General features: G+C 65.0%; 19 protein-coding genes. 10 read left to right on the top strand and 9 right to left on the bottom strand.

The features are described from left to right. Window positions 1-5: 5 nt before the first annotated feature. On the bottom strand, window positions 6-755 hold the full coding sequence (locus EPN29_02885; protein TAN34327.1) for an NUDIX hydrolase: 750 nt from the start codon (window positions 753-755) through the stop codon (window positions 6-8). Continuing rightward, entirely contained in the window at window positions 566-1,576 is a 1,011-nt protein-coding gene (locus EPN29_02880; protein TAN34326.1) for an FkbM family methyltransferase, read from the bottom strand. The genes EPN29_02885 and EPN29_02880 overlap by 190 nt, the downstream gene beginning before the upstream one ends. Here EPN29_02880 and EPN29_02875 point away from each other — a divergent pair. From EPN29_02875 to EPN29_02855, 5 genes are read left to right on the top strand one after another with little or no spacing between them, the layout of a single operon-like run. Further along, window positions 1,442-2,656, top strand: a complete 1,215-nt coding sequence (locus tag EPN29_02875) for a glycosyltransferase family 2 protein (GenBank protein ID TAN34325.1) — start codon at window positions 1,442-1,444, stop codon at window positions 2,654-2,656. The genes EPN29_02880 and EPN29_02875 overlap by 135 nt on opposite strands. Further along, the gene (locus tag EPN29_02870) at window positions 2,653-3,747 is read left to right on the top strand and encodes a hypothetical protein (protein ID TAN34324.1); all 1,095 of its coding nucleotides are present in this window, start codon (window positions 2,653-2,655) and stop codon (window positions 3,745-3,747) included. Before EPN29_02875 ends, EPN29_02870 begins: the two co-directional genes overlap by 4 nt. Continuing rightward, window positions 3,747-4,346: an N-acetyltransferase gene (locus EPN29_02865; protein TAN34323.1), complete on the top strand. Its 600-nt coding sequence runs from the start codon at window positions 3,747-3,749 to the stop codon at window positions 4,344-4,346. The genes EPN29_02870 and EPN29_02865 overlap by 1 nt, the downstream gene beginning before the upstream one ends. Next, a complete protein-coding gene (locus EPN29_02860) occupies window positions 4,343-5,419 on the top strand; it encodes a DegT/DnrJ/EryC1/StrS family aminotransferase (GenBank protein TAN34322.1) in 1,077 nt (358 codons plus the stop codon). The genes EPN29_02865 and EPN29_02860 overlap by 4 nt, the downstream gene beginning before the upstream one ends. Beyond that, complete coding sequence (locus EPN29_02855; protein ID TAN34321.1) at window positions 5,416-6,432, top strand: Gfo/Idh/MocA family oxidoreductase; 1,017 nt, start codon at window positions 5,416-5,418, stop codon at window positions 6,430-6,432. Before EPN29_02860 ends, EPN29_02855 begins: the two co-directional genes overlap by 4 nt. Here the strand turns inward: EPN29_02855 and EPN29_02850 are convergent. Next, window positions 6,419-8,188 carry a hypothetical protein gene (locus EPN29_02850; GenBank protein TAN34320.1) on the bottom strand — a complete coding sequence of 590 codons (1,770 nt, stop codon included), beginning with the start codon at window positions 8,186-8,188 and terminating at the stop codon, window positions 6,419-6,421. The genes EPN29_02855 and EPN29_02850 overlap by 14 nt on opposite strands. 7 nt (window positions 8,189-8,195) lie before the next feature. Beyond that, entirely contained in the window at window positions 8,196-9,068 is an 873-nt protein-coding gene (locus EPN29_02845) for a glycosyltransferase family 2 protein (protein ID TAN34319.1), read from the bottom strand. Between the two features lie 36 nt (window positions 9,069-9,104). On the opposite strand from EPN29_02845, the gene EPN29_02840 reads away from it, so the two are divergent. Then, window positions 9,105-10,811 carry a hypothetical protein gene (locus tag EPN29_02840; GenBank protein ID TAN34318.1) on the top strand — a complete coding sequence of 569 codons (1,707 nt, stop codon included), beginning with the start codon at window positions 9,105-9,107 and terminating at the stop codon, window positions 10,809-10,811. On the opposite strand, the gene EPN29_02835 is transcribed toward EPN29_02840, so the two are convergent. Next, window positions 10,788-12,092: a hypothetical protein gene (locus EPN29_02835; GenBank protein TAN34317.1), complete on the bottom strand. Its 1,305-nt coding sequence runs from the start codon at window positions 12,090-12,092 to the stop codon at window positions 10,788-10,790. The two genes, EPN29_02840 and EPN29_02835, sit on opposite strands and share 24 nt — an antisense overlap. Before the next feature lie 1,528 nt (window positions 12,093-13,620). On the opposite strand from EPN29_02835, the gene EPN29_02830 reads away from it, so the two are divergent. The 4 genes from EPN29_02830 to EPN29_02815 all read left to right on the top strand — a co-directional run bounded on the left by EPN29_02830 (window position 13,621) and on the right by EPN29_02815 (window position 18,075). Beyond that, window positions 13,621-14,829 (top strand): glycosyltransferase family 1 protein, encoded by a 1,209-nt coding sequence (locus tag EPN29_02830; GenBank protein ID TAN34316.1) that lies wholly within the window; start codon window positions 13,621-13,623, stop codon window positions 14,827-14,829. Then, on the top strand, window positions 14,766-15,596 hold the full coding sequence (locus EPN29_02825; protein TAN34315.1) for a glycosyltransferase: 831 nt from the start codon (window positions 14,766-14,768) through the stop codon (window positions 15,594-15,596). The genes EPN29_02830 and EPN29_02825 overlap by 64 nt, the downstream gene beginning before the upstream one ends. Then, the gene (locus EPN29_02820; GenBank protein ID TAN34314.1) at window positions 15,470-16,807 is read left to right on the top strand and encodes a glycosyltransferase family 1 protein; all 1,338 of its coding nucleotides are present in this window, start codon (window positions 15,470-15,472) and stop codon (window positions 16,805-16,807) included. The genes EPN29_02825 and EPN29_02820 overlap by 127 nt, the downstream gene beginning before the upstream one ends. Window positions 16,808-16,917: 110 nt before the next feature. Next, window positions 16,918-18,075, top strand: coding sequence for a hypothetical protein (locus EPN29_02815; protein ID TAN34313.1), 1,158 nt, complete (start codon window positions 16,918-16,920; stop codon window positions 18,073-18,075). Between the two features lie 27 nt (window positions 18,076-18,102). Here the strand turns inward: EPN29_02815 and EPN29_02810 are convergent, their stop codons facing one another. The 4 genes from EPN29_02810 to EPN29_02795 form a co-directional block, all read right to left on the bottom strand. Then, window positions 18,103-20,568 (bottom strand): hypothetical protein, encoded by a 2,466-nt coding sequence (locus EPN29_02810; protein TAN34312.1) that lies wholly within the window; start codon window positions 20,566-20,568, stop codon window positions 18,103-18,105. Window positions 20,569-20,613: 45 nt separating this feature from the next. After that, entirely contained in the window at window positions 20,614-23,052 is a 2,439-nt protein-coding gene (locus EPN29_02805; protein TAN34311.1) for a hypothetical protein, read from the bottom strand. A gap of 176 nt (window positions 23,053-23,228) precedes the next feature. After that, a complete protein-coding gene (locus EPN29_02800; protein ID TAN34310.1) occupies window positions 23,229-24,701 on the bottom strand; it encodes a hypothetical protein in 1,473 nt (490 codons plus the stop codon). 149 nt (window positions 24,702-24,850) lie between these two features. Next, window positions 24,851-25,720: a hypothetical protein gene (locus tag EPN29_02795; protein TAN34309.1), complete on the bottom strand. Its 870-nt coding sequence runs from the start codon at window positions 25,718-25,720 to the stop codon at window positions 24,851-24,853. Window positions 25,721-25,810: the final 90 nt, after the last annotated feature.

Here is a 25,810-nt window from a genome sequence, read left to right as displayed (position 1 = left end):
GATTCCTAAATTGAAACTTGCGGCCCGAGGCGAGTGCAGGCCAGGCCAATGGTGGCCGCGCTCGCAAGCTCGGTGATCTCGCCGGCAGCCAATAATTCTATCAATCGAGCCCAGGGCACCAGAGAGACTTCGACCTCGGCAAGGTCATCGCTTTTCGGCTCCTGAACCTGGCGCGCGCCGCGCGCCACATAGCAGTGGCACCATCCACACCCGCGATTGCCGTCGACGACGAAGCTCCCGACTGGGATCCACTCCCCCGCCTCGTAGCCCGTCTCTTCGCGCAGCTCGCGGACGGTGGCCTCGAGGGGGCTCTCGCCTTCCTGCACGTAGCCCGCGGGCAGCGACCAGGTCAGCCGGTTGGGACCGTGCCGGTAAAGGCGCTCGACAACGACCTCGCGCTTGTCGGTGAAAGCGGCGACGACGCCGAAATCCTGCATCTGGACCGAATAGAAATCGTCGATGACCCGACCGTCGGGGAGCTCGATGCTCTCTCGTAGCACCTCGAGCCACGGCGGTCGATGCAACTCAGACTTGCGAGCGCGAACCCTCCAGTGAGGATCGTCGCTCATGCTGACCGTCGTAGCTTCCCAGCTGACATGAATCTCGGACGGCCGGTCATCGCCGGATGGTCGCTGCGGATGGCGACGAGGTTGAACAGGCGGCTGAGATCCTGGAGCCCTTTGTAGAGACCGCGAATCATGCCCGCTTCTCCACCTCCTCGCTCTGGTATCGACGGTTCGCCAAGGTAAGACCATCGCGTTAGAAGACCACCGACGCCCAGCCGGTACAGGTCGTAGCCCGCAGTCCGCAGGGGTTCCACGACGTCAAGAATCCTGGATCCGCTGCGAGCGAGCCCATAAAGGCTGACCTCGAGCATCAACACGTCGACCCGATGCGATTTAAGTACATCCGACATACCCGCAAGGACAGCCGGTTCTGACCCCTCGACATCGATCTTGACCAGCCGGATGCTTCGATTCGCCACCTCCCGGGTCGAATAGTCGTCGATCGTCTCTGCTTGTGCCGTCACTTCCCTGACTGGATCCGCCAGCTGGGTCACGGTGAAGAAGCTGCTCGTGCTTGCGCCGCTGGTGCGCGCCATCTCGGCGTCGATGGCGAGAGCCACGGTGCCGGCGCGGTCCCGGACTGCGCTCTTGTTGAGCCGGACGTTGGTGAAGCCGTTGAGCTGCACGTTTTCTTCGAGTCGCTCGCAGTTGCCGGGGACTGGTTCGAATGCATGGACGGAGCCGCTCGGACCGACGGCCCTCGCCGCCACCAGCGTGAAAAGGCCGATGTTCGCGCCGACATCGATCACCACGTCTCCCGGCCGCAGCACCTCTTCCATGAAGTTGAGCTCCTGGGTCTCGTACGCGTCATAGAACATGCCGCGCTGCGTGTAGTCGCGTAGGTCCAGACGTAGCTTCACTCGGTATGCGCTCTGATGCACGACGTCCACCGACTGGCGATGGGCGTGGCGATGCAGCCATTCGGTGACCAGCGACCAGCCCTTGACCGGCGCCCGCCTGCCTGGCAGGCGAGCCAGCCCTTCCGCAAGCCTCGTCTTGAGGGTGGCCATGGCAAGTTACCTTACCCTTTGTTCGCGATGCCGATCCGAGGCCGTACCCAACGCGAGCCGACCCCTCCCGTGCGACGTCCGCACACTCTGAGCATCGTCATTCCGGTGTTCAACGAGAGCCGTCACATCGCCCGGACGATCCACGAAGCCGCCGCGGCGGCTTCGGGAAGCGGCTTCGAAACCGAATTCGTGGTGGTCGACGACGGTTCCAAGGACGGTTCGGGTGATATCGCCGAGTCGCTCCGCATGGATGTGCCGGTCCGCGTAGTCCGCCAGCCGAATCAAGGTCGTGTCGCAGCAAGGCGAGCCGGCTTGGCGGCCGCCAAGGGTGAGTACACCTTGTTTCTTGACAGCCGCGTCCGGCTCGAGCCTGGTGGCCTGTCGTTCGTTCACGGGCGGCTGGAACACGGGGAGGACGTCTGGAACTCACACGTAACCATCGAGACTTCCGGTAACCCATACGGCAAGTTCTGGAAGGTACTGACCCACCTGGCCTGGTCCGACTATCTCGCCCAGCCTCGCACCACCAGTTTCGGGACCGAGGATTTCGACCGCTACCCAAAGGGCACCACAGGATTCCTCGCCCCCACCGAACTCCTGAGACAGGGCTTCTCCGGCCTCAGCACCTACTACGCAGACGAGCGATACACGAACGACGACACGTCGATCATCCGCGGGATCGCCGCCCAGAAGCGGATCCACATCTCACCTCAATTCGCCTGCACGTACATGCCCCGGACAACGCTTCAAGCCTTCGTGCGCCACGCATTCCATCGAGGGATCGTGTTTCTCGACGGCCACGGACGCCGCGAATCGAGGTTCTTCCCCGCGGTCGTGGCGTTCTATCCCATCAGCGTTGCGATGGTTCCATTGGTCGTGCGCCGTCCGCGGTTCGTCGCTGGACTTCTCGTGGCTGGCATGGCCGTGGTCGCGGGAGGGCTGCGCTTTCGACGATTCCCGACGGATGAGGCCGTGTCATTCGCCGCTCTCGCTCCCTTGTACGCGGTGGTCCATGGGGCCGGCATGTGGAAGGGGCTCGACATGATGGTCACCAGGCGTCATCGCCAGGCGCCGCGATGATCGCCGTTATGTATGGGACCACCGGCGAGCTCATCAAGCTTCTCCCCGTGCTGGATCGACTCCGGCGCCGGGGCATCGGCTACGTGTCGGTGACCACAGCCCAGCAGGTCGAGCAGATCCCCGACCTGCTCGAATCCTTCGACCTCCCCCAGCCCGACATCTGGCTTGCACACGGTGCCCACGGACGCGACTTGCGGACCAACCGGCAGGTGCCCGGATGGTTCGCGTCGGTCGCCGCGAACTTCAGCCGCACGGCCAGCGGGCTGCGACGGCGACTCAAAGCCGGCCCGGGCAGGCCCCTCGTTCTCGTCCACGGCGATACGTTGACCACCATGATCGGGTCCGCCATGGGCCGGTTGCTAGGTCTGCCAGTCGCTCACGTCGAAGCCGGCATGCGGAGCCATGACCTTCGCCAACCGTTCCCTGAAGAGTTGAATCGCCGGGTGACCTCCAAACTGGCGACTATTCACTACGCGCCCGGCGCCTATGCCACGGCCAACCTGCGAGGCGGCGTGATCATCGATACAGGGTCGAATACGATCCGTGACAGTCTCGACATGATCCGCACCACTCAGCCGCTGCCCTTTCCGTTACCCGATGGCCCTTATGGCCTCGTCAGCCTTCACCGTTTCGAGCTGCTCAACAATCGGGCGCTGCTGACCGCGACCATCCAGGCCCTGGCTGACAATGCCGGCCGTCACAACATGCTGTTCATCGATCACCCGGTGACCGCAGCCGCAATCTCGACATTTGGTCTCGACAGGCTTTTTGCCGGCGGCCTCCGCAGGATCCCGCGGCTGATCTTCTCGCAGTTCGTCGAGCTGGAGCGGGGCAGCGCCTTCGTGGTCACCGACAGCGGCGGAAGCCAGGAGGAGACCTACTACATGGACATCCCATGCCTGATCCACCGCGGCAAGACCGAGCACCCTGAGGGTGTGGGAGAGAACGTCGTGATCTCGAGCTACGACATGGGCGTCGTGCACGGCTTCCTGCGCGAGCCTTCGCGCTTCCGGAGGCAGCACGACCTTCCCCCCCACTCCCCATCCGACATGATCGTCGAGGACCTCATCGCGCGAGGATTCGCGGCCTGATGGCCCCGCCGAAGATCCACCCCACCGCGGACGTCTCGAAGGGGGCGAAGCTGGGCGACGGGACCTCGATCTGGAACTTCGCCCAGGTCCGCGAAGGGGCGGAGATCGGATCCGACTGCATCATCGGAACTGGCGCCTACATCGACGCGGGAGTAGTCGTCGGAGACCGCTGCAAGATCCAGAACCAGGTCTGCGTCTACCATGGCTTCACCGTCGAGGACGGGGTCTTCCTGGGGCCGGGAGTGCTCCTGCTCAACGACAAGCTGCCGCGCGCGATCAACCGCGACGGTTCGCCCAAAGGAGCCGCCGACTGGACCGTCAGCCAGGGCCGCGTGTGCGGGGGGGCGTCGGTGGGTGGAGGCAGCGTGGTGCTGCCGGGGGTGACGATCGGCCGGTTCGCGATGGTCGGCGCCGGCGCGGTCGTGACCAAGGACGTGCCCGACCACGGCCTCGTGTACGGGAATCCCGCGCGGCCTGCCGGTCACGTGTGCTTTTGCGGAACCAAGCTGCCGGCCGGGTCTGGTGTCCTAGAGCAGCGGAGCGTTCGATGCGCTTCCTGTGGCAGCTCCGTCGTCTTGAATCCGGACCACAGGAAATGAACCGGATTCCGATCTCCAAGCCAATCATCGGCGATGAGGAGAAGTCCGCGGTCATGGCGGTTCTCGACTCCGGCATGTTGGTCCAGGGCGAGAGGGTCCGCGCGCTCGAGGCCCGCATCGCCGAGTTGATCGGCGTCCGGCACGCGGTGGCGGTGTCCTCAGGCACCGCGGCGCTTCAGCTCGCTCTTCAAGCCCATGACATCGGGCCTGGCGACGAGGTGATCACCAGCCCGTTCAGCTTCGTGGCCACCGCGAATTCGATCATTTCAGTCGGGGCGACACCCGTTTTCGCGGATGTCGATCCAGGCACGTTCAACCTGGACCCGTCGCAGCTCGAGGACCTGATCGGTCCCCGCACCAAGGCGATCATGCCCGTCCACCTTTACGGGCAGCCCTGTGACATGGACCGCCTGACCGACATCGCGACAGCTCATCGCCTCGCCATCATCGAAGACAGCGCCCAGGCGATCGGGGCGCGCTTCAACGGCCGCCCAGTCGGATCGTTTGGAACCGGCACCTTCAGCCTGTACGCCACCAAGAACCTGATGTCAGCTGAAGGAGGCATCGTGACCACCGACGACGACACGGTTGCCGACCGTGTACGGCTACTCCGGAACCACGGCATGCGGGAGCGGTACTCATACGTAAGTCTCGGTTACAACTTCCGCATGACCGATCTGCAAGCAGCCATCGCGGTGGCGCAGTTCGATCGCCTCGAGGAGTTCACACTCACCCGCCAGGCCAATGCGAAACGCCTGTCGGGAGGAATCACGGCGCTTCAGGTCCCGAAGGTGAGCCAGAATCGCGACCACGTGTGGCACCAGTACACGATTCGAGTCGGCCCGCGGGACCGCGAGGCAGCCGTGCGCCGGCTGAACGAGGCCGGGGTCGGCACCGGCATCTTCTACCCACACCCGTTGACCGACATTCCCCACGTCCGCGCAGCCACCAAAGGACCAATCAGGGTTCCGGTCGCCGAAGGCCTGGCGAAAGAGGTCATCTCCCTGCCCGTTCATCCCGCGCTCACGGAAGAAGACCTTTTGCAGATCGTCGACGCGGTCAACAGCCTGTGACGCGGGTCGCGGTCATCGGCGGCGGCAGCATGGGGCGCAATCATCTGCGCGTGCTTCGCGACCTCGCGGGTGTGGTCCTGGTCGCCGTGGCGGATTCCGATGCACCCAACGCGGAGAGCCTTGGACGGGCCTACGGCATCCCTCACTACACCAGTCACCAGGAGCTCCTCGCTTCCGAGCGGGTGGACGCGGTGACGATCGCGGCGCCGACCACTCTTCACCATCCGATCGCGATTGACGCTCTGGCCGCCGGGTGCCATGTCCTGGTCGAGAAGCCGCTGGCGGCAACCGTCGACGAGGCCGAAGACTTGGTCAAGCGCGCCAAAGCGGCGGGCCGGATCCTCGCCGCCGGCCACGTCGAACGGCACAACCCCGCGATTCGTGAGCTCAAGCGCCGCCTGAAGGAGGGCCAGGCGGGACGCATCTACCAGCTCCACACCCGCCGCCTCGGACCGTTTCCCGAGCGCGTCCGCGATGTCGGTGTCACCCTCGACCTGGCGACGCACGACGTCGACGTGATGAGGTATTTGATGGAAAGTGAAGTCACCCGCGTGTTCGCCGAGACGCGCCGGGAGGTGCACGCCTCGAGGGAAGACATCGCCAGCGCCCTCCTCAGCTTCGCCGGCGGCGCCATCGGGCTCCTTGACGTCAGCTGGTTGACGCCCACCAAGATTCGAGACGTCACCGTGACCGGCGAACGCGGCCTATTCCGTGCCGAGTACCTGACGCAGGATCTCTACTTCTACGAAAACGCGCACGCCGCCGACTCGCAATGGGACCACCTCCAGATCCTGCGAGGGGTCAGTGAGGGCGCCATGACTCGATATCCCATCGACCGCCAGGAACCATTGAAGCTCGAGCTCCAGGCGTTCGTCGCTGCGGTAGGCGGTAAGGGTGCCGAGATCGTGACCGGCGAGGATGGAGTGGCGGCGCTGCGCCTCGCGCACGCGATTCTGACCTCAGGGACCGAGATGCGTCCGATGGATCTGCTGGGCGGAATCAGTTCACGGTGAAGATGTCGGTGCCGTCCAGGGTAGTGACGTAGGTCAAACCCGGCACGTCATGCGGTACGTCGTATCCATAGGCGACGTAATCGCCCCGATGGACGAGGACGTATTTCACCCCGTACCCCTTTAGCCGGTCGGCCACTCCGGCACCGTAGTACGGCTCGAGCTCCTTCGCCGCAGCCCCAACCTTTCCGTTGGTGACCTCGGTCAAGAACGTCGGGTGCAGATGAACCATCTGGTAAAGCAGGTCCTGCCGGATCTGGATCTCCTGCTGCAGCGTCTCGCCACCTGCTTTGGCGGGATATTCCATCACCACCCCCTGTGGTTGATCGCGCAGCCACACGTACTCGGCCGGGGCGGGAAGGATCTGGGTGACATGAGTCGGTGGCAGGTTGTTGAATTCAACCGCCATCAGCAGGAAAGGGATCGCGAGGAGGAACTGCCGCCGCCCTCCGCCCAGCCGAGCCTGGAGCCCGGCCAGTCCCAGTCCGGCCAAAAGACAAACGCCGAGCTGCACCATCATGGCGAAGCGGGCGTAGACGCGGAAGATGGTGACCACCTGCGTCAGGTAGTAGGTCGGGGGATGTACGACGAATGGACCGACCTTCTGATCGGGGGGCAAGGACACGAGCACCCCGACGAACATCAGGCCCAGACACAGGGCGATGACGAACCGCCGCCGATGCCAGGCCACGGCGGTGACCGCCAGCGCGAGGACCGTGTAGCCAAGGGCGAGGGACGACTCCACGAAGTTGCTGCCGTGGAGGCGGAGGAACTCCAGATGCTTGATCGCGTCCGGGACCAGTGGGTTGGCGTACCAAGGCTCGAAGTACTCGCGCAGGCGGGCGGAGTAGATAAGCGCCTCCCCGCTGGTTTGCGCGTGCGTCAGGTGTGATGACAGGGATGACGAACTGCCCGGTCGATGGAAGAACACCAATGCAACCGGGATGAACGGAGCGACGACGGCGGCCATCAGCACACCGCCCACCAGGTGATGGCCGATCCAGGCTCGCCTGCTCCTTCCCTGCTCGGGCAGAGCCGCGCTGACCGCGAAGAAGGTCAGCAGAGCGAAAGCCATGACGTAGAAGACAGATGGCTCCAACCACGCCTGCAACCCGGCGAGCACGCCGGCGCCCACCAGGTTTCGCCGGCGGCCAGTCTGCCGCCAGCGCACCAAGAAGAGCAGCATGCCGGCCAGCAGCTCGAGGTGGGTTTGGTTACCGTGCCCGGTCGCCTTTTCGATGTGGTAGGGGATGAAGGCGAGCGCGAGGCCCGCGAACGCGGCGCCCAGGCGGCTGATCCCGAGCGCGCGCGCCAGCAGATAGGTCGCCCACGCCGTCAGCGGGAAGCTGCTGAGGATCAGCACGTTGTAGCTGGCGATCGGCCCCATGACCAGATCCAGCGGCGTGAAGATGAACACCGAGAGCGGCGAGAACGCGATCAGATCCCATTCGGAACCGATCGGCACGCCTTGAAGCGTGTTGTCGAGAACCGGCTTGCCGTGCGTGAGGGCATATCCCCACCACCAGAAAGTGCTAACCGCCCCGGTGGCATCTCCGGGCGTGCCGTAGATGTAGTCGCCGAAATGAATCGCCACCGGCCAGGTGACCACCAGCCCCCACACGGTGGCGATCGCAAAAACCGCGATGGCCGTGTGCTCGCGCACGAGCGAAACCAGGCGCGAGATTGCGAGCCCCGGCACCGTGCCGTCGCGTGGAGCCATCACCGCTTCGGCCGGCTCGGCTCCGGATCGAACGCTCACCCGGTAGTCAAATTTGATCGCCCTTGATCGCGTCCGGCTTCCCGCCCGCGAGCTGCAGGAGCTCCTGGCGGCGGCGATCGTAATACCTTAGGACGCGAAGCCTGTAAAAGATCGCTGCTGTGTCCCACAGAATGCTGAACACGGCGCCAGGGCGCACGGTGCTGTTGAACTGGTAGTCCAGGGTGATCGGGGCCTCGACCACGCGGCGGTAACCCAGGTGGTGAGCCACCACCAGCAGCTCGAGATCGAACGCAAATCGCTTCACCGCCAGGAGTGGGAGCACGTCCGCGAGCACTTCGCGTCTGAACAGTTTGTGACCGGTTTGAGTGTCACGAACGTTGAGGTTGAAGATCACCCGGATCAGCAGCTGGTAGACGACGCTCTCGAGACGTCGGAATGCGGGGTAGGCAACCTTTGAGAGAGGATGGCGCTTGGAGCCGATGACGATATCCGCCTCATGCTCCTGCATGAGATCGATGAACGACCTGATGTCGCGGGGGTCGAGCTCCATGTCCGCATCGATGAATGTCACAAGGCGACCGATAGAGCGGCCGACTCCGTATCCGAGCGCGTAGCCCTTTCCTTTGTTGATCGCGTAGGACAGAACCTTCACCTGAGGCGATCCCAGTCGTTCCACCTCTGATGAGGTGTTGTCGGTATTGCCGTCCGAGACGACGATCACCTCGTACGAGACGCCAAGCTGATCGAGCTCAGCCAGGAGCCTAAGAAGGTTCTTGTGGATGCGGGGCCCTTCCCGATAGGCCGGCACGATGACCGACAGGTCCATGCGGCCCCAAATTGTACCTTTGGGGTAGACGACCTCGGCGGCGTCGAACCAGCCATGCCAGCCGGCCTCGACACCGTCTCGCCATGCGCACATGAGCGGTTAAGGTCTCAACTGATGGTCGGATCAGCGGTGCGGGATACCCGGAAGCGTGCTCCGCGCTGGCTCACCAATCCGGGCCTGAGGGTTGTGATCCTTGTCTACGTCGCGATCGCCCTCGGGGTCACTTTTCCATTCATCCTCGATCCCAGCCACACGCTGACAGCACCCCTTCACGCCGATGTGGCCAGCAGCGTCTCCAAATTTCAAGCTCTTGTGCGCGAGCAGCAAAACCCATTCTTCCCGTCTCACCTTTCCTCGATCGGTTGGCCGAACGGCGTCACGCTCGATCCGACGGTCGACCGGGTCGCTTGGCTCAACACGCTGTATCTCTGGATCAGCACGCTCTTGCTGGGGTCGATAGCCACCCATTCGTTGCTGTACTTCCTTGGAATGGTGGTGACGGCGGTCGTCACGTGCCTCTTCGTCCGCCGGGTCACCGGATCGTTGGCAGCCGGGTTTATCGCCGGCCTCGCCTTCGGCTTCTTCCCGCACCTGTATCTCATGGGATGGGCAGCCCCGACCTACACCTGGATGTGGATGATCCTGCTGCCAATCTGGGGCTTTTACAACCTCGCCCTCACTCCAAGCGTCCGCAACGGCACGATCGCCGGCCTGACCCCGCTGCCTGCAATGTTCTGGACCCCCTACTTCGCTTTGCACGCGTTATTGGTCGCGTTCGCATGCGGGGTGGTGCTGGCGGCAAGCACGATCATGCTTCGAGACGTCGGTGGACGGCGCCTTCTTCAATTCGCGCCGGCCGTCATCATTCCGGCTTGCGGGCTCGCCGTCTACGTGTTGATTGGCGCGCTGTCTCATTTCGGGGGAGTCCCGACAAGGTCCGTGGAGGACGCGTTTCAGGAATCCGCCCAACCGCTGATGTTCGTCATCCCCGGCTGGCATTCCGTATGGGGCAATGGCCCGGATGACTTCCTGGTGCGGCATGTGCCGCGGGCCAGATACGCCAATCTCTACGTCGGCTATACGGTGATGGCGCTCGGTCTTGTCGCCCTGGCCACCACCGCCAGGACTCTACGGCAGCAGCGAACAACCGCCTTACGCTCGGGGCTCGTCCTGGCCACCTTGATGGCGGCAACGGTCGTCGCGATTTGTTTCTTGTTCTCGCTGCCACCGCGCCTGGCGTTTCACGCTCACTCAATCCCGATGCCTGATGACATCGTGATCCACGTCCAGCCCGCGTTTCGGGCCGGCCAACGCCTCGTCATGCCGTTAATGGGGGGCATGGCCGTCTTGGCAGGACTCGGGGTGAGCGTCATCCTGAAGAAGGTGCCGCGGCGGGGAGTTCCGGTTTTCATCCTGGTGGTCGCCTCGCTCGTATGGATTGATCTGTTCGCTCGCCCGCCGGAAGCCGTCAATCGCCTGCCACAGTCTCCGGCGCTGGCCGCCCTGCGAACTCAACCGCCAGGACCCGTCTTCCAGTACATCCCGTCGCCGCTCGCGCTAGGCCGGTTCCCCTCCGTACGCTCGTGCCTGCTTCAGCCCCAGTACGACAAACCGCTCGCGGACACGTGCGAGCTGGCTCAGCAGTCAGAGGACTACGAGCGGTGGCTCGCCCATCCCGACTGCACAACCCTCGCTGAGATCAGACAGTTCGGCGTCCGTTACGTGATCGTGGACGACTCGCTGACCAACCTGCTCCGATGCATGCAGACCGACCTCGCCGGGCAAAACCGGAGGGTCGCCGACGACGGCCGGCTATCCGTCTACCAATTCACCTGAGCGAGCGGGCCGGAACCGTTCAACCGCGTAAAGCCCGCCAAGCGACAGCGCCAGCACTCCGATCGAAGTGGCGAGCATCGCGATTATCTGCCCAATTCCTGAGTGAAAGACCGCGATCAGGATGGTTTCCAACACGCCCGCGCCGATCAGTGGAGCGACAAAGCGCTGGCTGTTGACGGACAGAAAGTAATTGACCAGCAAATTCGACACCGCGAGCAAGCCCAGCGCTATCGCAAACGGGCCAAGGTAAGGCCGAACGGGCGCGAAGCTCGCACCGTAAGGCAGCAGAACCAGCTGTGGTACGAGGAAGTAGCCGGCGATCAGTGCCGCGGACAACGCCAGCATCAACAGCAGCGACGCATCGACCACGTGAAAGTGGTTCTCATCGCGGGCATGCAGCGTGGCGACCTCGGGAAACATGACCGATGCCACCGTGACGCCAAGGAAGTACGCCACCCTGCCCAGCACGGAACCGGCCGCGTAAATTCCGGCCTCACTTGACGAAAGGTAGTGTTTCGCGAGCACCAGGTCGGCGTTGAACAGATAGGTGACGCCCATCGCCGCGATCGCGGCAGAGATGGCGTATCGACCGACATTCGCGAGCGGCGTCCGCTCAGCGGCCGGTTGTCCCTTCACTCTCAACATCAGCACGACGCTCTGTGCGTACGCGAACAGCGGTCCCAACAGCAGCGCGGCGACCGCCCCAAGCGCATGCAACCCCGCCGCCACAAGGGCGCCGCCGAACAGGACCCGGCTGCCCATGTCAATCGCCTGGTTGCCGACGAGTGACATGAAACGACGCATGCCCTGCAGCGCCCCGCGATTGGCAGCCACCAGCAATGTGGCAAGGGTCGTCGCCGCGAGGACGTAGATGACGCGATTGTCCGATACCTGCAAGTAGCGACTCGCTTCAGGCGCAAAAACAATCAGCCCGATCGCGATTGGCAGTCCGATGACGAGGCTCAAGCCGCTGATCTGCATCAGCAGTGGTCGCACGCCGCCGAGCTCATGGCGGCCCGCGGCAAGGCTCGTAAAGCGCGTGCTCACGATCTGGACGACAAGCGCGGGGAGAGTCAGGATGTACAGCGCTGACAGTGAGCCGGCAACGATGCCATACGATGCGGGCCCCAACAGGCGCCCAACCACGAAATGAAAGACGTAGCCAAGGATGCCTACCGCTACGCCGCCGCCCAGGTAGATCGCGTTGTTCCGCAAGAGACGGCTGTTCCGCAGGCGATAGGCATTCACCCGGGGAAGCAAGGCAGCCAGGCCGCGGTCCATAGCGATCGATGGTATCAATGGCCGCAGCCGGATCCCGGTCGACCTGGCGCCCGGCTGACGATATAGAGTCTTAAGGTGTCGTTGTACCCGCCCCTAACGCGTCCGAGCATCTCCTGACCAACCCCCTGATCGGGACAACGTTGTCGCCGTCACGTGGACCAGCAAATGAGCGTCGCCCAGATGAGCCTGGTGGGTAGCGTCCTAGCTGTCGTTCTGCTCGGCCTGCTGGTCTTCGGGATGTGGTGGGCGTGGCGGCGCCCCTTCATCGGTCTCGGGCTGCTGGTTGCCGGTATGGCCTTCCACAGCTTCGTGCTGATGGTCCTGCTACGCCTGGGCACCCCGTACCTTCTCGTTCGCGCCTTCCAGGGCTGGAAGGAAGCTCTCATCGCCCTGCTCACAGCCATCGCTCTGATGCGGCTCTGGCAAGCGCGGAGAAATGGTCAGGCCGGTAAGCTCGTCCTCACCGACTGGGTGGCCCTCGGCTTCGCCGTCATCGCCACCGTCTATTTCCTGCTGCCGGAGTCGATCCTCCACTCGGGGACGGGTCTCGCCCAACGCCTGGTGGGATTTCGCGTCGCCGCGTTGATTCCGCTGATCTACTTCGTGGCTCGACGGCTGGACCCAGCCGGTGAATCAGAGCTCCGAACTGTGTTGTGGCTCTGCATCGGCGCGGGGTCTGTCGTGACGGTGTTCGGCCTCCTCGAGCTCTTCTTGGTACCGACTCGGACCTGGCTCGATTGGGGCGTCAACCTCTACACGCACTTTCTCGGATTCAACTACAACGGACCTCGAGGGCTGCCACCGAACTTCTTCGTCACCCTGCCCGACGGCACTCTGCTGCGACGCATGGTGTCGACCTACATCAGCCCGCTGGGCGTCGCGTATACGGGGCTGCTGCTCTTCCCGATGGGTGTGCTGCTTGTCGACCGCCAACGCGCAGGAACGAAGGTGAAGTGGTTCGCGATGGCTGCCCTCACGCTGGTGGTGATCGGCGTCATGTTCGCGTTGACGCGCCTGGCCCTGTTTGCCTTGATCGGCGAGGCCATGGTCCTGTCACTGTTGCTCCGCCGGGCCTGGATCGTAGCGCTGGTCCCAGCCCTGATCGCGGCCTCGATTTTGATGCTGTATCCATACGCTTCGCTTGGGCCGGCGGTGGACCGGAATCTGAGCGAGGTGGCGCGGAGCCACTGGCAGGGGGCGATTTCCGGCAACGACAGCTCCGCCCAGGAGCACTCCGACTTTCTGGTGGCCGATATCAAGGTCGACCTGCACAATCCATTGGGTCTCGGGACGGGCGCTTCAACCGCCCGGTACGGTCAGTTGGTCGGCACCGGCGAAAGCGCCCTGCTGGGGATGTTCGGAGATCTGGGCGTCGTCGGGGGGGCGTTGTACGTCGCCTTCTACGTACTGGCGCTCTGGAACGGCTATCGCGCATATCGTTCGGCCGCGGAGCAATCCCTCGCCGTGGCACTGCCTATCACCGCCCTGGTCGGCGGCCTCGCCCTGCTTCCGGTCACCGTCACGAGTGATGTTTGGGGCGACCTCTCAGTCACCTTTCTTTTCTCGTGGGCTGCTGGTGCGAGCGCCACGCTCGCGGCGCGGCGATCGAGGACCGCCTCAAGGGCGTGGCCGATCAGACCCGTGGCTTAAGCTGCGCTGGGCAATGCCGCTTACATCCGTGGCCTTCGACATGACCTTCGCGAACCGAAACCAGGGGGGGTCGGGCGCCTACGCCCGATCGCTGCTGGCCTCGCTGCGCGAGCGAGACGAAACCGTTCCATGGGTGATCGCCGGCCCCCGGAGATCGAATTTCGTCGGCACCATTCGCTGGCTGGTCCGAGGCGGGGGCAAGGCGGTCGCTGAAAAACCGCCTGACATCCTGCATTGCCCCAGCTTCGTTACGCCTTGGGCAATCAAAGTCCCGGTGGTCGTCACCGTCCACGACGCAGCTTCGAAGCACTTCCCCGGCGATCACCCACTCGAATGGCGTGTGTACGTCGACGCCTTCATGCCACGCCGGCTTCGGGCCGCAGCGCGCGTGATCACCGGCAGCGAGTTCGGCCGCCGTGAGGTGATCGAGGCATTTGGCCTGAAACCCGATCGTGTGGTGGCGGTACCTTACGGCGTGGACTCTCGCTTCCTCAACTTCAGCCCGAGTCGGCCACCGACGGAGGGGGGCGGGACACTGCTCTTTCCAGGCGCGCCGATCGGTCGCAAGAACCTCGATTCCGTGTTGCGGTGCATGGCCGCGGCGAACCAGGACAGCTTGCTCGCACGGACCACCCTGGATATCTCCGGTGCGCGCGAGGAGGACTTCCCCTCCTACTCCAAGCTCGTGCATGCCCTCGGACTCCGATCGCGCGTTCGCTGGCTCGGACAGGCGCCACACTCCGAGATGCCCTCGCTTTTCGCGAGCGCTTCGGCGGTGGTGTACCCATCTCTGTACGAGGGCTTCGGCTTTCCGCCACTGGAAGCCATGGCCGTGGGTACGCCGGTCGTCGCTTCGGATCGCGGGTCGCTGCCCGAAGTTCTCGGCGACGCCGCGTTGTTGATCGATCCAACCGACCCGAGGGCCCTTGGTGAGGCACTTGAGGCGGTGTTGTCGCGCCCGGAGGTGCGCGGCCGGTTACGAAGCTCGGGCGCGCGGCAAGCCCGGCTGTACACCTGGGATAAATGTGCACAGCGGACCACCGAGGTCTACAAGGAAGTGCTTGCGGCGGCTGCCGTGCCTTCGTGAGCAGGCCGGAGCGAATCAACGTCCTCGGCGTCGGTGTGAGCCTGGTCAACATGGACCGCGCGCTCGACGAGATCGACCGGGCCGTCCGAGCCGGCGACGGCACCTATGTCTGCGTCTGTTCCGTCCACGGCGTGATGGAGTGCCAGCGCTCGGATGAGCTGCGCCGAATCTTCAACTCCGCCGGCATGGTGACTCCGGACGGCATGCCATTGGTCTGGCTCGCCAGGGAACGCGATCCGCGAGTCACCCGCGTCTACGGCCCCGACCTCATGCTCGCCGAATTTCGGCGATCGACAACGTCCGGCCACCGTCACTTCCTCTATGGAGGGGGGCCGGGCGTCAGCGAGCGGCTGGCGGCCGGCATGCGGGCACGCTTTCCGGGGTTGAAGGTCGCCGGCACCCTGGAGCCGCCCTTCGCGCCGCTGGACCAGCTCGCCTCCGCGGAAACGGCTGCGGCCATCAACGCCACTAAAACCGACGTGGTCTGGGTCGGCATCAGCTCGCCGAAGCAGGAGCGCTGGATGGCGAAGATGCGTCCGCTCCTGGAGGCGCCAGTCCTGATCGGCGTCGGCGCCGCCTTCGACTTTCACAGCGGAACGATCCGCCAGGCTCCCCGCTGGATGCAACGCTCTGGCCTCGAGTGGCTGTTCCGCCTGCTGACCGAGCCCCGGCGGCTGTGGCGCCGCTATCTCATCAACAACCCCTGGTTCGTCTGGTCCCTGGCGCTGCAGCGGTTGGGCATCCGGAGATACGAGCTCAACCCTTGAAGCCCCGCGTCCTGCTGACCACGACCGCCTATCCCCCATCCACCGGCGGCGTGCAGGCGCACGTGGCCGAGCTGGCGGCCCGCCTGACCACCTTCGAGGCTGACGTCCTCACCCTTTGGCTGCGCAACCGCACCGACTGGCTGCTCGGGACCACGCTCAGGCTCACGGGGGACCTGGCCCAGCCGTCGCCCGGGGTCACGACGCTCGGCTGGAGCTCGAGTGCCAGGGCCCGGATGCTGCCCTGGGTGCTGTCTTACTACGCGTACCCCGCTGTGGCGGCTCGGCGGATCGCGGCGCAGATGGTTCCTTACCTGGAGCAAGTGGTTCAGCCAGAACATGCGCTGATCCACAACCACAGGATCGGCCGCGAGTTCCTCGCGCAGACCTCGTTGATGGTCGCGCGAAAGCGTGCCATGCCCTTCGTGCTCACCGCGCACCACCATCCGAAGTGGCGCGGCTACCGGTACGGCGGCTGGCTCGAGGTGTATCGCGCCGCCGATGCGGTCCTCGCGCTCACGGAGTTCGAGTCGGCGGAGCTTCAGCGGCTCGGCGTGAGCGGCGACCGCATCCACGTGATCGGCGGCGCCGCCGATCCCCCGCTCCCCGCCGACGCCGCTCGCTTCCGCGCTCGCCTCCGCGGCTCGACCGGGCAGGTGGTCCTCTTCCTCGGCCAGCAGTTCGAATACAAGGGCGTGGCCGACCTGTTCCAGGCTGTCGCCGCGATCCGTTCGAGAGGCGTGAAGGCCGAGCTCGCGTTCGTCGGCCCCGCGACTCCGTTTTCGACCCGCTTCTTCTCGCGGCGCCAGGCGCCATGGGTGCACGTCTTGGGCACCGTCGATGAGCAGACGAAGTGGGACGCGATCGAGGCGTCGAGCGTGGTGTGCCTGCCCTCCCGCCACGAGGCGTTCGGCCGCGTCTACCTCGAGGCGTGGTCGAAGGCCAAGCCGGTGATCGGAGCCCGCATCCCCACGGTGGGCGAGGTCATCACCGACGGCCAGACGGGTCTATTGGTCGACCCGGGGTCGGTTGAGCAGCTGGCGGGCGCCCTCGAGCGCCTGCTGTCCAGCCCAATGCTGGCCGCGTCGCTGGGTGCAAGGGGACTCGGCGAGGTGGAGGGCCGGTTCAGCTGGCGCCAGGTGATCGGCAGGATCGAGGCGGCATACAGCTCTGTGCTCGAGGCCGCCTCCACAAAGGTTCCACGCAGCCGCTGAGTTGTTAGGCTGGCCGGGTTGATCCGGTCCAGCGAGCGAAGGCCATAGAGCCCAAGACCAGGCAACTGGCGAGGCTGCGGTCCGCCCTCGACGGGCCCCGCTCGTGGCTCGTGGTCGGGCTCGCGATCACCTTCTTCTACGTCGCCTGGACCCTGCTCACCCTGGCCAATTCACCCGCCCAGGACTTCATTCACGCCGGCCGCTCCTTCGTCGAGCGAAGCCATGCGAGCGCGGTCATCAGCAGCTATTCCGGCCCCTTCGACGGGACGATCGGCTACGACGGGCAGTTCATGTACTTCATCGCGCTCGACCCCGTCCACGCGCGCGACTATGTCGACTACCCGCCTTACCGCTACACGCGGATCCTCTACCCGCTGGTGGCCGGCGCGCTCGGCAATCACGATCCGAACCTGGTCCCCTACACGTTGATCGCGGTCAACCTCGCGATGATCGCCCTCGGAACTCTGGTCCTCGGCGCCTGGCTGCGGCGGCGCGGTGTCTCAGCGTGGTTCGCCCTCGTCTACGGCTTCTACCCGGGAATCTTCATCACCCTCCAGCGCGACACCAGCGAGGCCATGGCCTACTCGCTGGCGATCGTCGCCATCTACCTCTTCGACTACGGACCGCGTTACCGGCTCGTCCTGTCCGCGGCCTGCTTCGCCCTGGCCGCGCTGACGCGCGAGACCACGCTTGTCTTCGCCGGCATCTGGGCCCTCGGCATCCTGCTGGCCGGAGGCGGCAGCCCGCGAGCGAGGACGGCGACCAACTGGAAGCGGTTCCTGGTGTTTGTCGCGTTTGCCGCCGGGCCGCTGCTGGTCTGGAAAGCCTTCCTGCTCGTCTCGATGGGCTCGCTCGGGCTCGAGGGCGTGCTCTCCCCGGTGCCGTTTGGCGGCGTCTACTACCTCATCCGGCACGAGATCGAGCAGGAGCAGCTGCGGACGGTGGTCATCCCCGGGTTCCTGCTCCTGGCCGCGGCGATCCTGGCTCTGGCGGCCGGCGTGCGCAGGCTGGAGATCTGGGCGCTGCTGGCCAACACTCTCTTGTACATGGCCTTCCTGGCCAACCCGAGCTTCGCCGACATCTCGTCCTCAGGCAGGGTCACGGTGCCGATCGCCCTGGCCGCCGCCCTTGCCGTGCCTTACATCCCCCGGCCGGCGAAGCCCTTGCTGTGGGGCACAGCAGCGCTCTGGCTGGCCCCGATGGTCTACTGGCTCGTGCTTCCGGTGGTGTTCGGTCTCGAGCATCTCATCGTCCACGGCGGCGCCTGATGGGCCCAGCCGCCTGTCGAAGGATTCCTACGCGCCCCACAAGGCCCTGGCGACGTCCCTGCCCGGCCAGTAGCCGTACTGGCTGATGCCGGCCGGCAGCGCCTGGCCGCCCGCCGCGAACGGATGAATGCCGCCATACGCGTCCAGGGTGTAGCCGGCCGCCGTGTTGGGCGTAGAGCCGGGCAGCAGCCAGACAGCCCGCGCGATGTCCTGGCCCGCCCAGTATCCGTAGGCGGCAACCGGGGCCGGCGCTGAAGCCGTGCCGCCCCAGAACGGGTGAAGGCCGCCGTACAGGTCGAGCACGTAGCCGCTGGCCGAAGCTGAGGTCGCCGCCGGATCCAGCCAGATGTCGCGCGCCACGTTTGCCCCCGCCCAGTAACCGTGCTGCGAGATCGCGACCGGCAGGGGCTTGCCCGCCACAGCCCAGGGGTGGATGCCGCCGTAGCTGTCGAGCACATAACCGCCGGACGCGTCCGCCAGCAAGGTGATCTTCTTGGCCACATCCTGACCGGGGAAGTAAGGGAACTGAGCCGGCAGGGGCGGCATCGGATTCGACCCGATCGAGAAGGGATGGATGCCCCCGTAGCCGTCGAGCTCATAGCCGCCGCTGGCGTCGGGCAGGAAAACGAAGTCGCGGGCGACGTCCTGGTTGGGGTAATACGGCTCCACTCCAACCTGCAACGCCGGGCCACCGTATGGATGCAGGCCGCCAAAAGCGTCCAGGATGAGCCCACCCTGAGGCGCGTTGGGCCCCGGGGCCGCCTTGACCGCCCGCGCCGCCGGCCACGGCCAGTAGGGAGCGTTGTCCAGCGGCGGGCTGTCGGCGAGGTGGATCCCGCCATATCCGTCGAGCGTGTACAGACCACTCCAGGCGTGGGACTTGGTGGCTGTCGGGGACACCTGGGTGCTGGCCGCCACCCACGCACTCACCACGCCCCCGGTCGAGTGGGAACGGGCAAGAATCTGATAGCTGTGGCCCTGGTAGCCCTCCACGATGGCGTTTCCCGAGGACCCTACCGGTGCCAGACCAAACAGGCCTTCGCCGAGCGTGATGTCGAACTGGTCGACGTCGTAGTAGGCGACCGAGCAGCTGCCGGCCGAGAGCTGGACGCTGAACTGGGTGGTGCTCTCGGTGGCCGGCAGGCTGAACGAAACCGGGCAGGAGAAGTACGTCGCCAGCAGCGACCACAGCTCCGCCGCCCCGCCCCCATAGTCGAGCGTGAAGAGCCCCACACCACCGAGGTTGCTGCGGTTGATGAGGTCGTACTTGGCAGCCAGTGAGAAGGTGTCGTCGTAGTACTGCTCCCGGTTGCAGCTCCAGTCGGAGTCGTACCACGTGTCCCACTTGCTCACTCCGTCTCCGGGGTCGCGATGGGCCGAGAAGCTGGAGACCCCGGTCTGGCTCGGAATGGTCGATGCGAACAAATATGTCGTCGTGACGAAATTGGTGTTGGGAATCGGATACTGATGGGCCGAGCTGAGTGAAGGGACGCAGCCTCGACGCCCGTAGTACGGCTGCCCGAGGATGACCTTGCTGGCCGGAACCAGCGCCGTGTACTGAGCGATCGACTTCGAGACGTTGAACCGGTAGGTATTCAGCGGGGAAATCGGGTTGAAGCAGTACGAGCTGCAGTAGAGCGGGGCTTCCGAGGCGTTGGCGTAGTCCATGTCGTATGCCATGACGAAAAAGGAATCGACATAAGGTGCGAGGCCGGTGATGTTGAAGAACTCGAGGTTGTCCTCTGCGGATCCGGAGAACGTGTCGATGGCCAGGTAACTGCCGGCTGGCATCGCCGCCCGGAAATTCTTGACGAAGGCGGTCAGCTCATCTCGACTGGCCTGTCCATCGGCGCACGTTGTGTTCGTCGCCTCGTAGTTGACGTTGATGCCGTCGATGCCGGCAGCGTTCATTTGCGCAATCGCCTGATTGATCGTGTTCTGCGCGTTGGCGGCGATGAGCCCCTGGCAGACCTGGTTGGTCGGGCTGGTGCTGAAGTCGTGCAGGTTCAACGAGACGATCACGCGCACGCCGTTCGCATGGGCGGTGTTCACGAGGTTGCCCATCGCCGCCGAGTGAAAGGCAGCCCAAGCAGTGTCGGTTGTCACGAGGTTGCCGTCGCCGCTGTTCACGTGCAGTCCAAAAAAAGCCACGGTGGTGAGCAGCCTGAAATTCCACTGCGTGTAGCCGACGTTCGGATCGCCGATGTTGCTTGCGTTCACGAACCCGAAGACTTCCCGTTGCGGACCCGGTCTGACCCCAGTCAGCGGACGCACCACCACCCTATGTGCCGGCGTGAAGGGCACTTGCGATGCCGGCAGCGCCGCCAGGTTCGCGGCTTCGTCCATGATGCGCGGGCCCAGCTGATTGAGACGGTTAGTGTGAACGGGAGCCGCATGGACCGGTTGCGGTGACAGCGCCAGCGGCGCACTGCCCAATACCAGCACCGCAAGCGACACGTGGCACAACCGGAACACCAGGGAACGGCCGGGCACTCCGGCACAGGATACCCTGCAGCGCCCCTGTTCGACCCCTATTCTCTAAGCCCCCCACAGCGCGCGTGCGATGTCTCTTCCCGGCCAGTATCCGTACTGGCCGATCACGGCCGGCAGCGGCTGGCTGCCCGCCGCGAAGGGATGAATCCCACCGTATGCATCCAGCGTGTAGCCCGTCGCGGTATTCGCCGTTGAGCTGGGCACGAACCACATCCCTCGCGCGATGTCCTGGCCCGGCCAGTACCCATAGGCTGCCATCGCCGCCGGGGCCGCCGCCGCTCCGCTCCAGAATGGATGAAACCCGCCATAGGCGTCCAGCACGTAGCCATGAACAGAGGTCGCGGTGGAGTCGGGCGCGAGCCAGACGTCGCGCGCGATGTCCCGGTTCGGCCAGTAGCCATAAGCGGCGGGGCTTATCGGCAGCGGCCTGCCCGCCACCGCCCAGGGATGCAACCCGCCGTAGGCGTCCAGTACATAACCGCCGCTGCCATCCGCCAGCAAGGTGATCTTCTTCGCGATGTCCCTCCCTGCGAAGTAGGGGAATGCTGCAGGCACGGGCGGCATCGGGTTGGAGCCGATCGAGAAAGGATGGATGCCCCCGTAGCCGTCGAGCTCGTACCCTCCGCTGGCGTTGGGTAGAAATACGAAGTCGCGCGCAATGTCCTGATTGGGGTAATACGGCACCTGGCCGACCTGGAGCGCCGGTCCGCCGTACGGGTGAAGTCCGCCAAAGGCGTCCAGGACAAATCCAGCCTGGGGTGCGTTGGGCCCCGGCGCCGCCTTGACGGCTCGTGCCGCCGGCCACGGCCAGTAGGGAGAATTGTCCAGCGGCGGGCTGTCGGCGAGATGGATTCCGCCATATCCGTCGAGCGTGTACAGACCACTCCAGGCGTGCGCCTTGGTGGCCGTCGGCGAGACCTGCGTGCTGGCCTGGGCCCAGGAGGTGACCAATCCTCCGCTCGAGTGAGCGCGAGCCATGAACGTATACGTATGGCCCTGGAAGCCCTCGGCCGACGCGTTCCCGGACGAGCCGCCCGAAGCCCCCACCGAAGGCATCCCAAACCAGCCCTCGTTGATCGTGCCGTCGTACTGCTGGATGTCGAAGTAGGCGACCGAGCAGCTGCCCGCCGAGAGCGGCACGCTGAACCGGGTGGTGCTTTCCGTGGCCGGCAGGTTGATCGAAACCGGGCAGGCGAAGTAGGTGCTCAGCGCCGACCACAGTTCCGGAGCACCGCCTCCGTAGTTCAAATTCCAGATCCCGACGCCGCGGAGGTTGTCGGAATTGATCAACGCGTATTTGTGCGACAGCGACACCGCGTCGTCCCAGTACAGCTCCCTTGTGCAGTTCATCGACGTGTTGAACCACGTGTCCCAGCGCTCCTGGCCTCCCGTGTCGTTGGCGTCGCGATGTGTCACGAAGGTGCCAGGTTGGACCAGGTTGGAGCCGGCTTCGCCCGCCGCATCGAGATAGGTATCTGCCACGACCGCGCTGGTCGGATATGCGTTAGGCGTGGCGGCCGCGACGCACGCCTTGCGGCCGTAATACGGCACGCCGAGGATCACCTTCGATGCCGGCACGGCGGCGATGTACTGGCCGGCGACGGTGGTGTCGTTGTAGTAGTAACCACCCAGCGGGGCCGTTGGTCCGAGGCAGAAGCTGCTACAGCTGGTTGGCGGACGGCCGTAGTTCGAATACTCGAGGTCGTAGGCCATCACGAAAAATGAGTCCACGCTGGGGGCCAAACCCTGGACGTCGAAAAAGCCAATCGGGTCAGCGGCCGAGCTGGCATAGGTGTCGACTGACAGGTACGACCCGCCCGGCAGCGCCGCCCGAAGACTCGCCACAAAAGCCGTGAGGGTGTGGCGAGCCCACGATGAGTCGGTGGTGCCGCAACTCCCATTGAGCCCCTCGTAGTCGACGTTGACGCCGTCGACACCCTTGGCCCTCACCTCGCTGACTGTGTTGGTGACTGTTGTCGCGTAGTGCGCCAGGCCGGCGCACATGTGCGGTGTGCCCGCGCTGAAGTCCTGCAAGATGATGGTCAGAACCACCTTGGTTCCGTGCGAGTGCGCGGTGCTCACAAGGCCGGACAGCTGGCTGGAGTTCCAGACAGCGTCACCCGAGTCCGCGGCGAAGGTGCCGTCGTCCTGGACGTGCAGGCCAAAGAATGCAACCGTGCTCAGGAGGGAGAAATCCCAGGTCGGATAGCCGATCGTAGGATCGCTGAGGCTGCTCGCCAGCGCAAATCCGAAGATCTCGCGCATCGGCCCCCCCGCTCCTCCGACGGCAGCTTGAGGCGCGGTTGCGGTGAAGGGCTGAAGGGAGCCTCCATTGGTCGTCGCCACCTGCTTGGCCGCCTGCTGGGTGATCAGCGGGCGGACCGCGTCGGGGCTCGGTGAGGGCGTGGAGGACGCGGCAGCGGTCCCGGGGAAATTCCCAGAGAACACGGTTGCGGTCAGGAGTGCCAGTAAGAAATACCTCATTCGTTGCAGTGACTCCGGGCGACCCTGAGGAGTTTGCCAATGTACACAACGGCGCCAGGAGAGTCAAATCGGGCGCGCCGGTCCGAGAGACTGACCTGACGCAGGATCCGGCCACTCAGTCCTCGAGCGCCGCGACATCGGGGGCCCCCGGGCGAGATCGCTCTCGCATCGGGAGTTCAGACCTTGGTGCGGTCCGCCGAGGCGGCAACCCTCGTGGCGCGTTCTTCCGCCACACCTGGTATTTGCCCCGGCGTAAGCCCTCGGGCGATTCGACTGAAGACCGCCCGTGGATCCTGAATGGCCAGCCAGGACACTCCCACCAGCAGCACCACATTCAACGATGCGGTCAGCTCGAGGAAGTAGTACCTGAGGGGCATAACGAGTGTCGGCGGAGCGAACCCATAGGCGACGCCGGGCAGGGTGGCGGCCACCAACACCGAACCTATCCAGCGCTCACGTGGCCGGCGCCGACCGGCAAGGTATACGAGGGCCAGGACGGCGAGCGCAGCCATCAGGGGCCGCAATTCCTGCAGGAGTGTGTCGCGAGCCTTGAGCACGTACATCCAAGCCACAACAGCCGGGTGCGTGCGAACGACGTGGAAATAGAGGTGACGGATGATCGTGTCATATTCCGTGCTGCCGATCACCACCCCAGGATCGGCTTGCCGAGCTTGGGCCCAGGCGTAGGTGTCGTCCCAGATTATGCCGAGCGGGTTCGTCTCCAACCCGGGGCCTGTATAGGCGAGACCGAGATAAAGAGGATGCCAGGTGTTATGAGACGTTGGCAGGCTACTCATGCTCATGTGTGTGACACGTGCACGCCCGGCGTTGAGCGCGTACGTATAGGCCGACACCGTACCTGCGGCAAGAAGCACCGCCACCGCGACGGCCGCGCCTCGCCAGGCCAGACCCCTCGGGATCGTAAAGATCAAAACACCAACGGCTGCGATCACGACCAGGCCAGATAGAGACCTCATCCCGTGCGCGAGCCCCGCCCCGACGCCAGCCGCCACGCTCAGCAGGGCGAGAGCCAACATCGGCCGCCGCCGGGCCGTCGTCCAGAGCAGAAAAAGCAACGTAACCAGAAGGACGAGCCACGCTGACGCCGCGCCGTATTCCGCATACACAGGAACCGCTTTTGGTTCCACATAAGCCGTGTAGTCGGTCCCAAACGGCACCAATTGCGGAAGCGAAAGCCCCACCGACACCGCCAGCGCCCCCAGGCTTGCGACCCCGGCTCGAAAACTTCTGAAGGCTCGGCCCATGGTCAACGGGATCCAGATCCAGGGCAGGGCAGCGAGCAGAGCCATGAACACCTGGAGGCCGCGGTGAGGATCGCCGGAGCCGAGGAGCCGGGTCGTAATCGAGGCGGCAACGTAGATGCCTGGGTCATCATCCCAGGCCGCCGGTATGAGACCGGTGGCGCCCGGTATCGCCGTGTACCACGAACCGGAGCCTGCCGGCTTGACCAAGAGGAGGCCCGTCTGCAGATAAGTCTGGACGGTCGCTTTCAATTCCAACTCACGGCCCAGGTGGAATAGGGGCGTCGGGATCGCTTGAATGACCATGAAGGTGAGCACGGCAACCGTGCAGCCAATCAGCACCAGCCAGATGGATTCCCGGCTGGCGAGAGCGGGCTCAACGTCCATCGCCGCTGAGAATCCCTCCGAAGACACGAGGCGGCGGACCCTTTGCGCGAGCGACATTTGGGGAGGCCTGAGCTTATATCAGGTGACGGTCGGCTCTTGTGGGTGCAATCCCGGGGCGAGATCGCTCTCGCCCCGGGACAGAGGTGAGGCTATCCGCCGAAGAGCGCGCGGGCGAGGTCCCGGCCGTTCCAGTAGCCGAACGGGAAGATTGGAGGCGGCAAGGCCTGCCCCGAACCGGCAAACGGGTGGATGCCGCCGTAGGCGTCAAGCACGTAGCCGAAGCTTGCGCTCGGCATGGAACCGGGAGAGAACCAGAACGCGCGCGCGAGATCGCTCCCGGCCCAGTAGGGATAGTTCACGATCGCCGCGGGAGCAGCCGCGGTGCCGCCCCAGAATGCGTGAAAGCCGCCGTAAAGGTCCAGCACGTAGCCGCTGGCCCCAGCGATCGTGGCGGCCGGATCGACCCAGACGTCTCGCGCCACGTTGGCGCCGGCCCAGTAGCCGTACTGAGCGGGTGCGACCGGCAATGTACCGCCGGAGGCTGCCCAGGGGTGGATGCCGCCGTGGATGTCCAACACATAGCCGTCCTTGCCATCAGCGAGAAGAACGATCTTCCGGGCGACGTCGTTTCCGGTGAAGTAGGGGTAATTGACCGGAGCCGCCGGCAGCGCGCCCCCGTTTACCGAGAACGGGTGGATGCCGCCGTAGCCGTCGAGCTCGTAGCCGCCGGTGGCGGAGGCGAAGACGAAGTCGCGGGCGATGTCAACGCCGGGGTAGTAGGGATACTGAGAAGGGGTGACCGCGGGTGTCCCGTAGGGGTGGAGACCGCCGTACGCGTCCAGGACCAATCCGACCCCAGGCGTGCCCGGCATCGGGTGCGAAGCCCGAGCCAACGGCGAGCCGAAGGTTGGTTCGTTGGTGATCGCCGGGCTGCCCCCATCGGGGTGCACTCCGCCAAAGGCCTCGGTCGTGTAGATCTGGCACGGCGGGTAGGCATAGCACAGACTTGGCCCAGCCAATGCCGACCCCACCGGAAGGAGGACTGCAGCGGCCAGCACGCCAGTCACGAACAGTCCGGGTAAACCCCGTCTCACAGCTTTCCTGACCAT

Source organism: bacterium (assembly GCA_004299235.1).
Taxonomy (GTDB): domain Bacteria; phylum Chloroflexota; class Dormibacteria; order Dormibacterales; family Dormibacteraceae; genus SCQL01.
This window is presented reverse-complemented; position numbering and strand designations above follow the sequence as displayed.

Excerpts from the sequence above, each read along its gene's own strand:
- EPN29_02885 (TAN34327.1), bottom strand. The coding sequence starts at position 755 with ATGGTCTTACCTTGGCGAACCGTCGATACCAGAGCGAGGAGGTGGAGA.
- EPN29_02875 (TAN34325.1), top strand. The coding sequence starts at position 1,442 with ATGCACGACGTCCACCGACTGGCGATGGGCGTGGCGATGCAGCCATTC.
- EPN29_02880 (TAN34326.1), bottom strand. The coding sequence starts at position 1,576 with ATGGCCACCCTCAAGACGAGGCTTGCGGAAGGGCTGGCTCGCCTGCCA.
- EPN29_02870 (TAN34324.1), top strand. The coding sequence starts at position 2,653 with ATGATCGCCGTTATGTATGGGACCACCGGCGAGCTCATCAAGCTTCTC.
- EPN29_02865 (TAN34323.1), top strand. The coding sequence starts at position 3,747 with ATGGCCCCGCCGAAGATCCACCCCACCGCGGACGTCTCGAAGGGGGCG.
- EPN29_02860 (TAN34322.1), top strand. The coding sequence starts at position 4,343 with ATGAACCGGATTCCGATCTCCAAGCCAATCATCGGCGATGAGGAGAAG.
- EPN29_02845 (TAN34319.1), bottom strand. The coding sequence starts at position 9,068 with ATGTGCGCATGGCGAGACGGTGTCGAGGCCGGCTGGCATGGCTGGTTC.
- EPN29_02835 (TAN34317.1), bottom strand. The coding sequence starts at position 12,092 with ATGGACCGCGGCCTGGCTGCCTTGCTTCCCCGGGTGAATGCCTATCGC.
- EPN29_02830 (TAN34316.1), top strand. The coding sequence starts at position 13,621 with ATGTTTGGGGCGACCTCTCAGTCACCTTTCTTTTCTCGTGGGCTGCTG.
- EPN29_02825 (TAN34315.1), top strand. The coding sequence starts at position 14,766 with ATGTGCACAGCGGACCACCGAGGTCTACAAGGAAGTGCTTGCGGCGGC.
- EPN29_02805 (TAN34311.1), bottom strand. The coding sequence starts at position 23,052 with ATGAGGTATTTCTTACTGGCACTCCTGACCGCAACCGTGTTCTCTGGG.
- EPN29_02800 (TAN34310.1), bottom strand. The coding sequence starts at position 24,701 with ATGGACGTTGAGCCCGCTCTCGCCAGCCGGGAATCCATCTGGCTGGTG.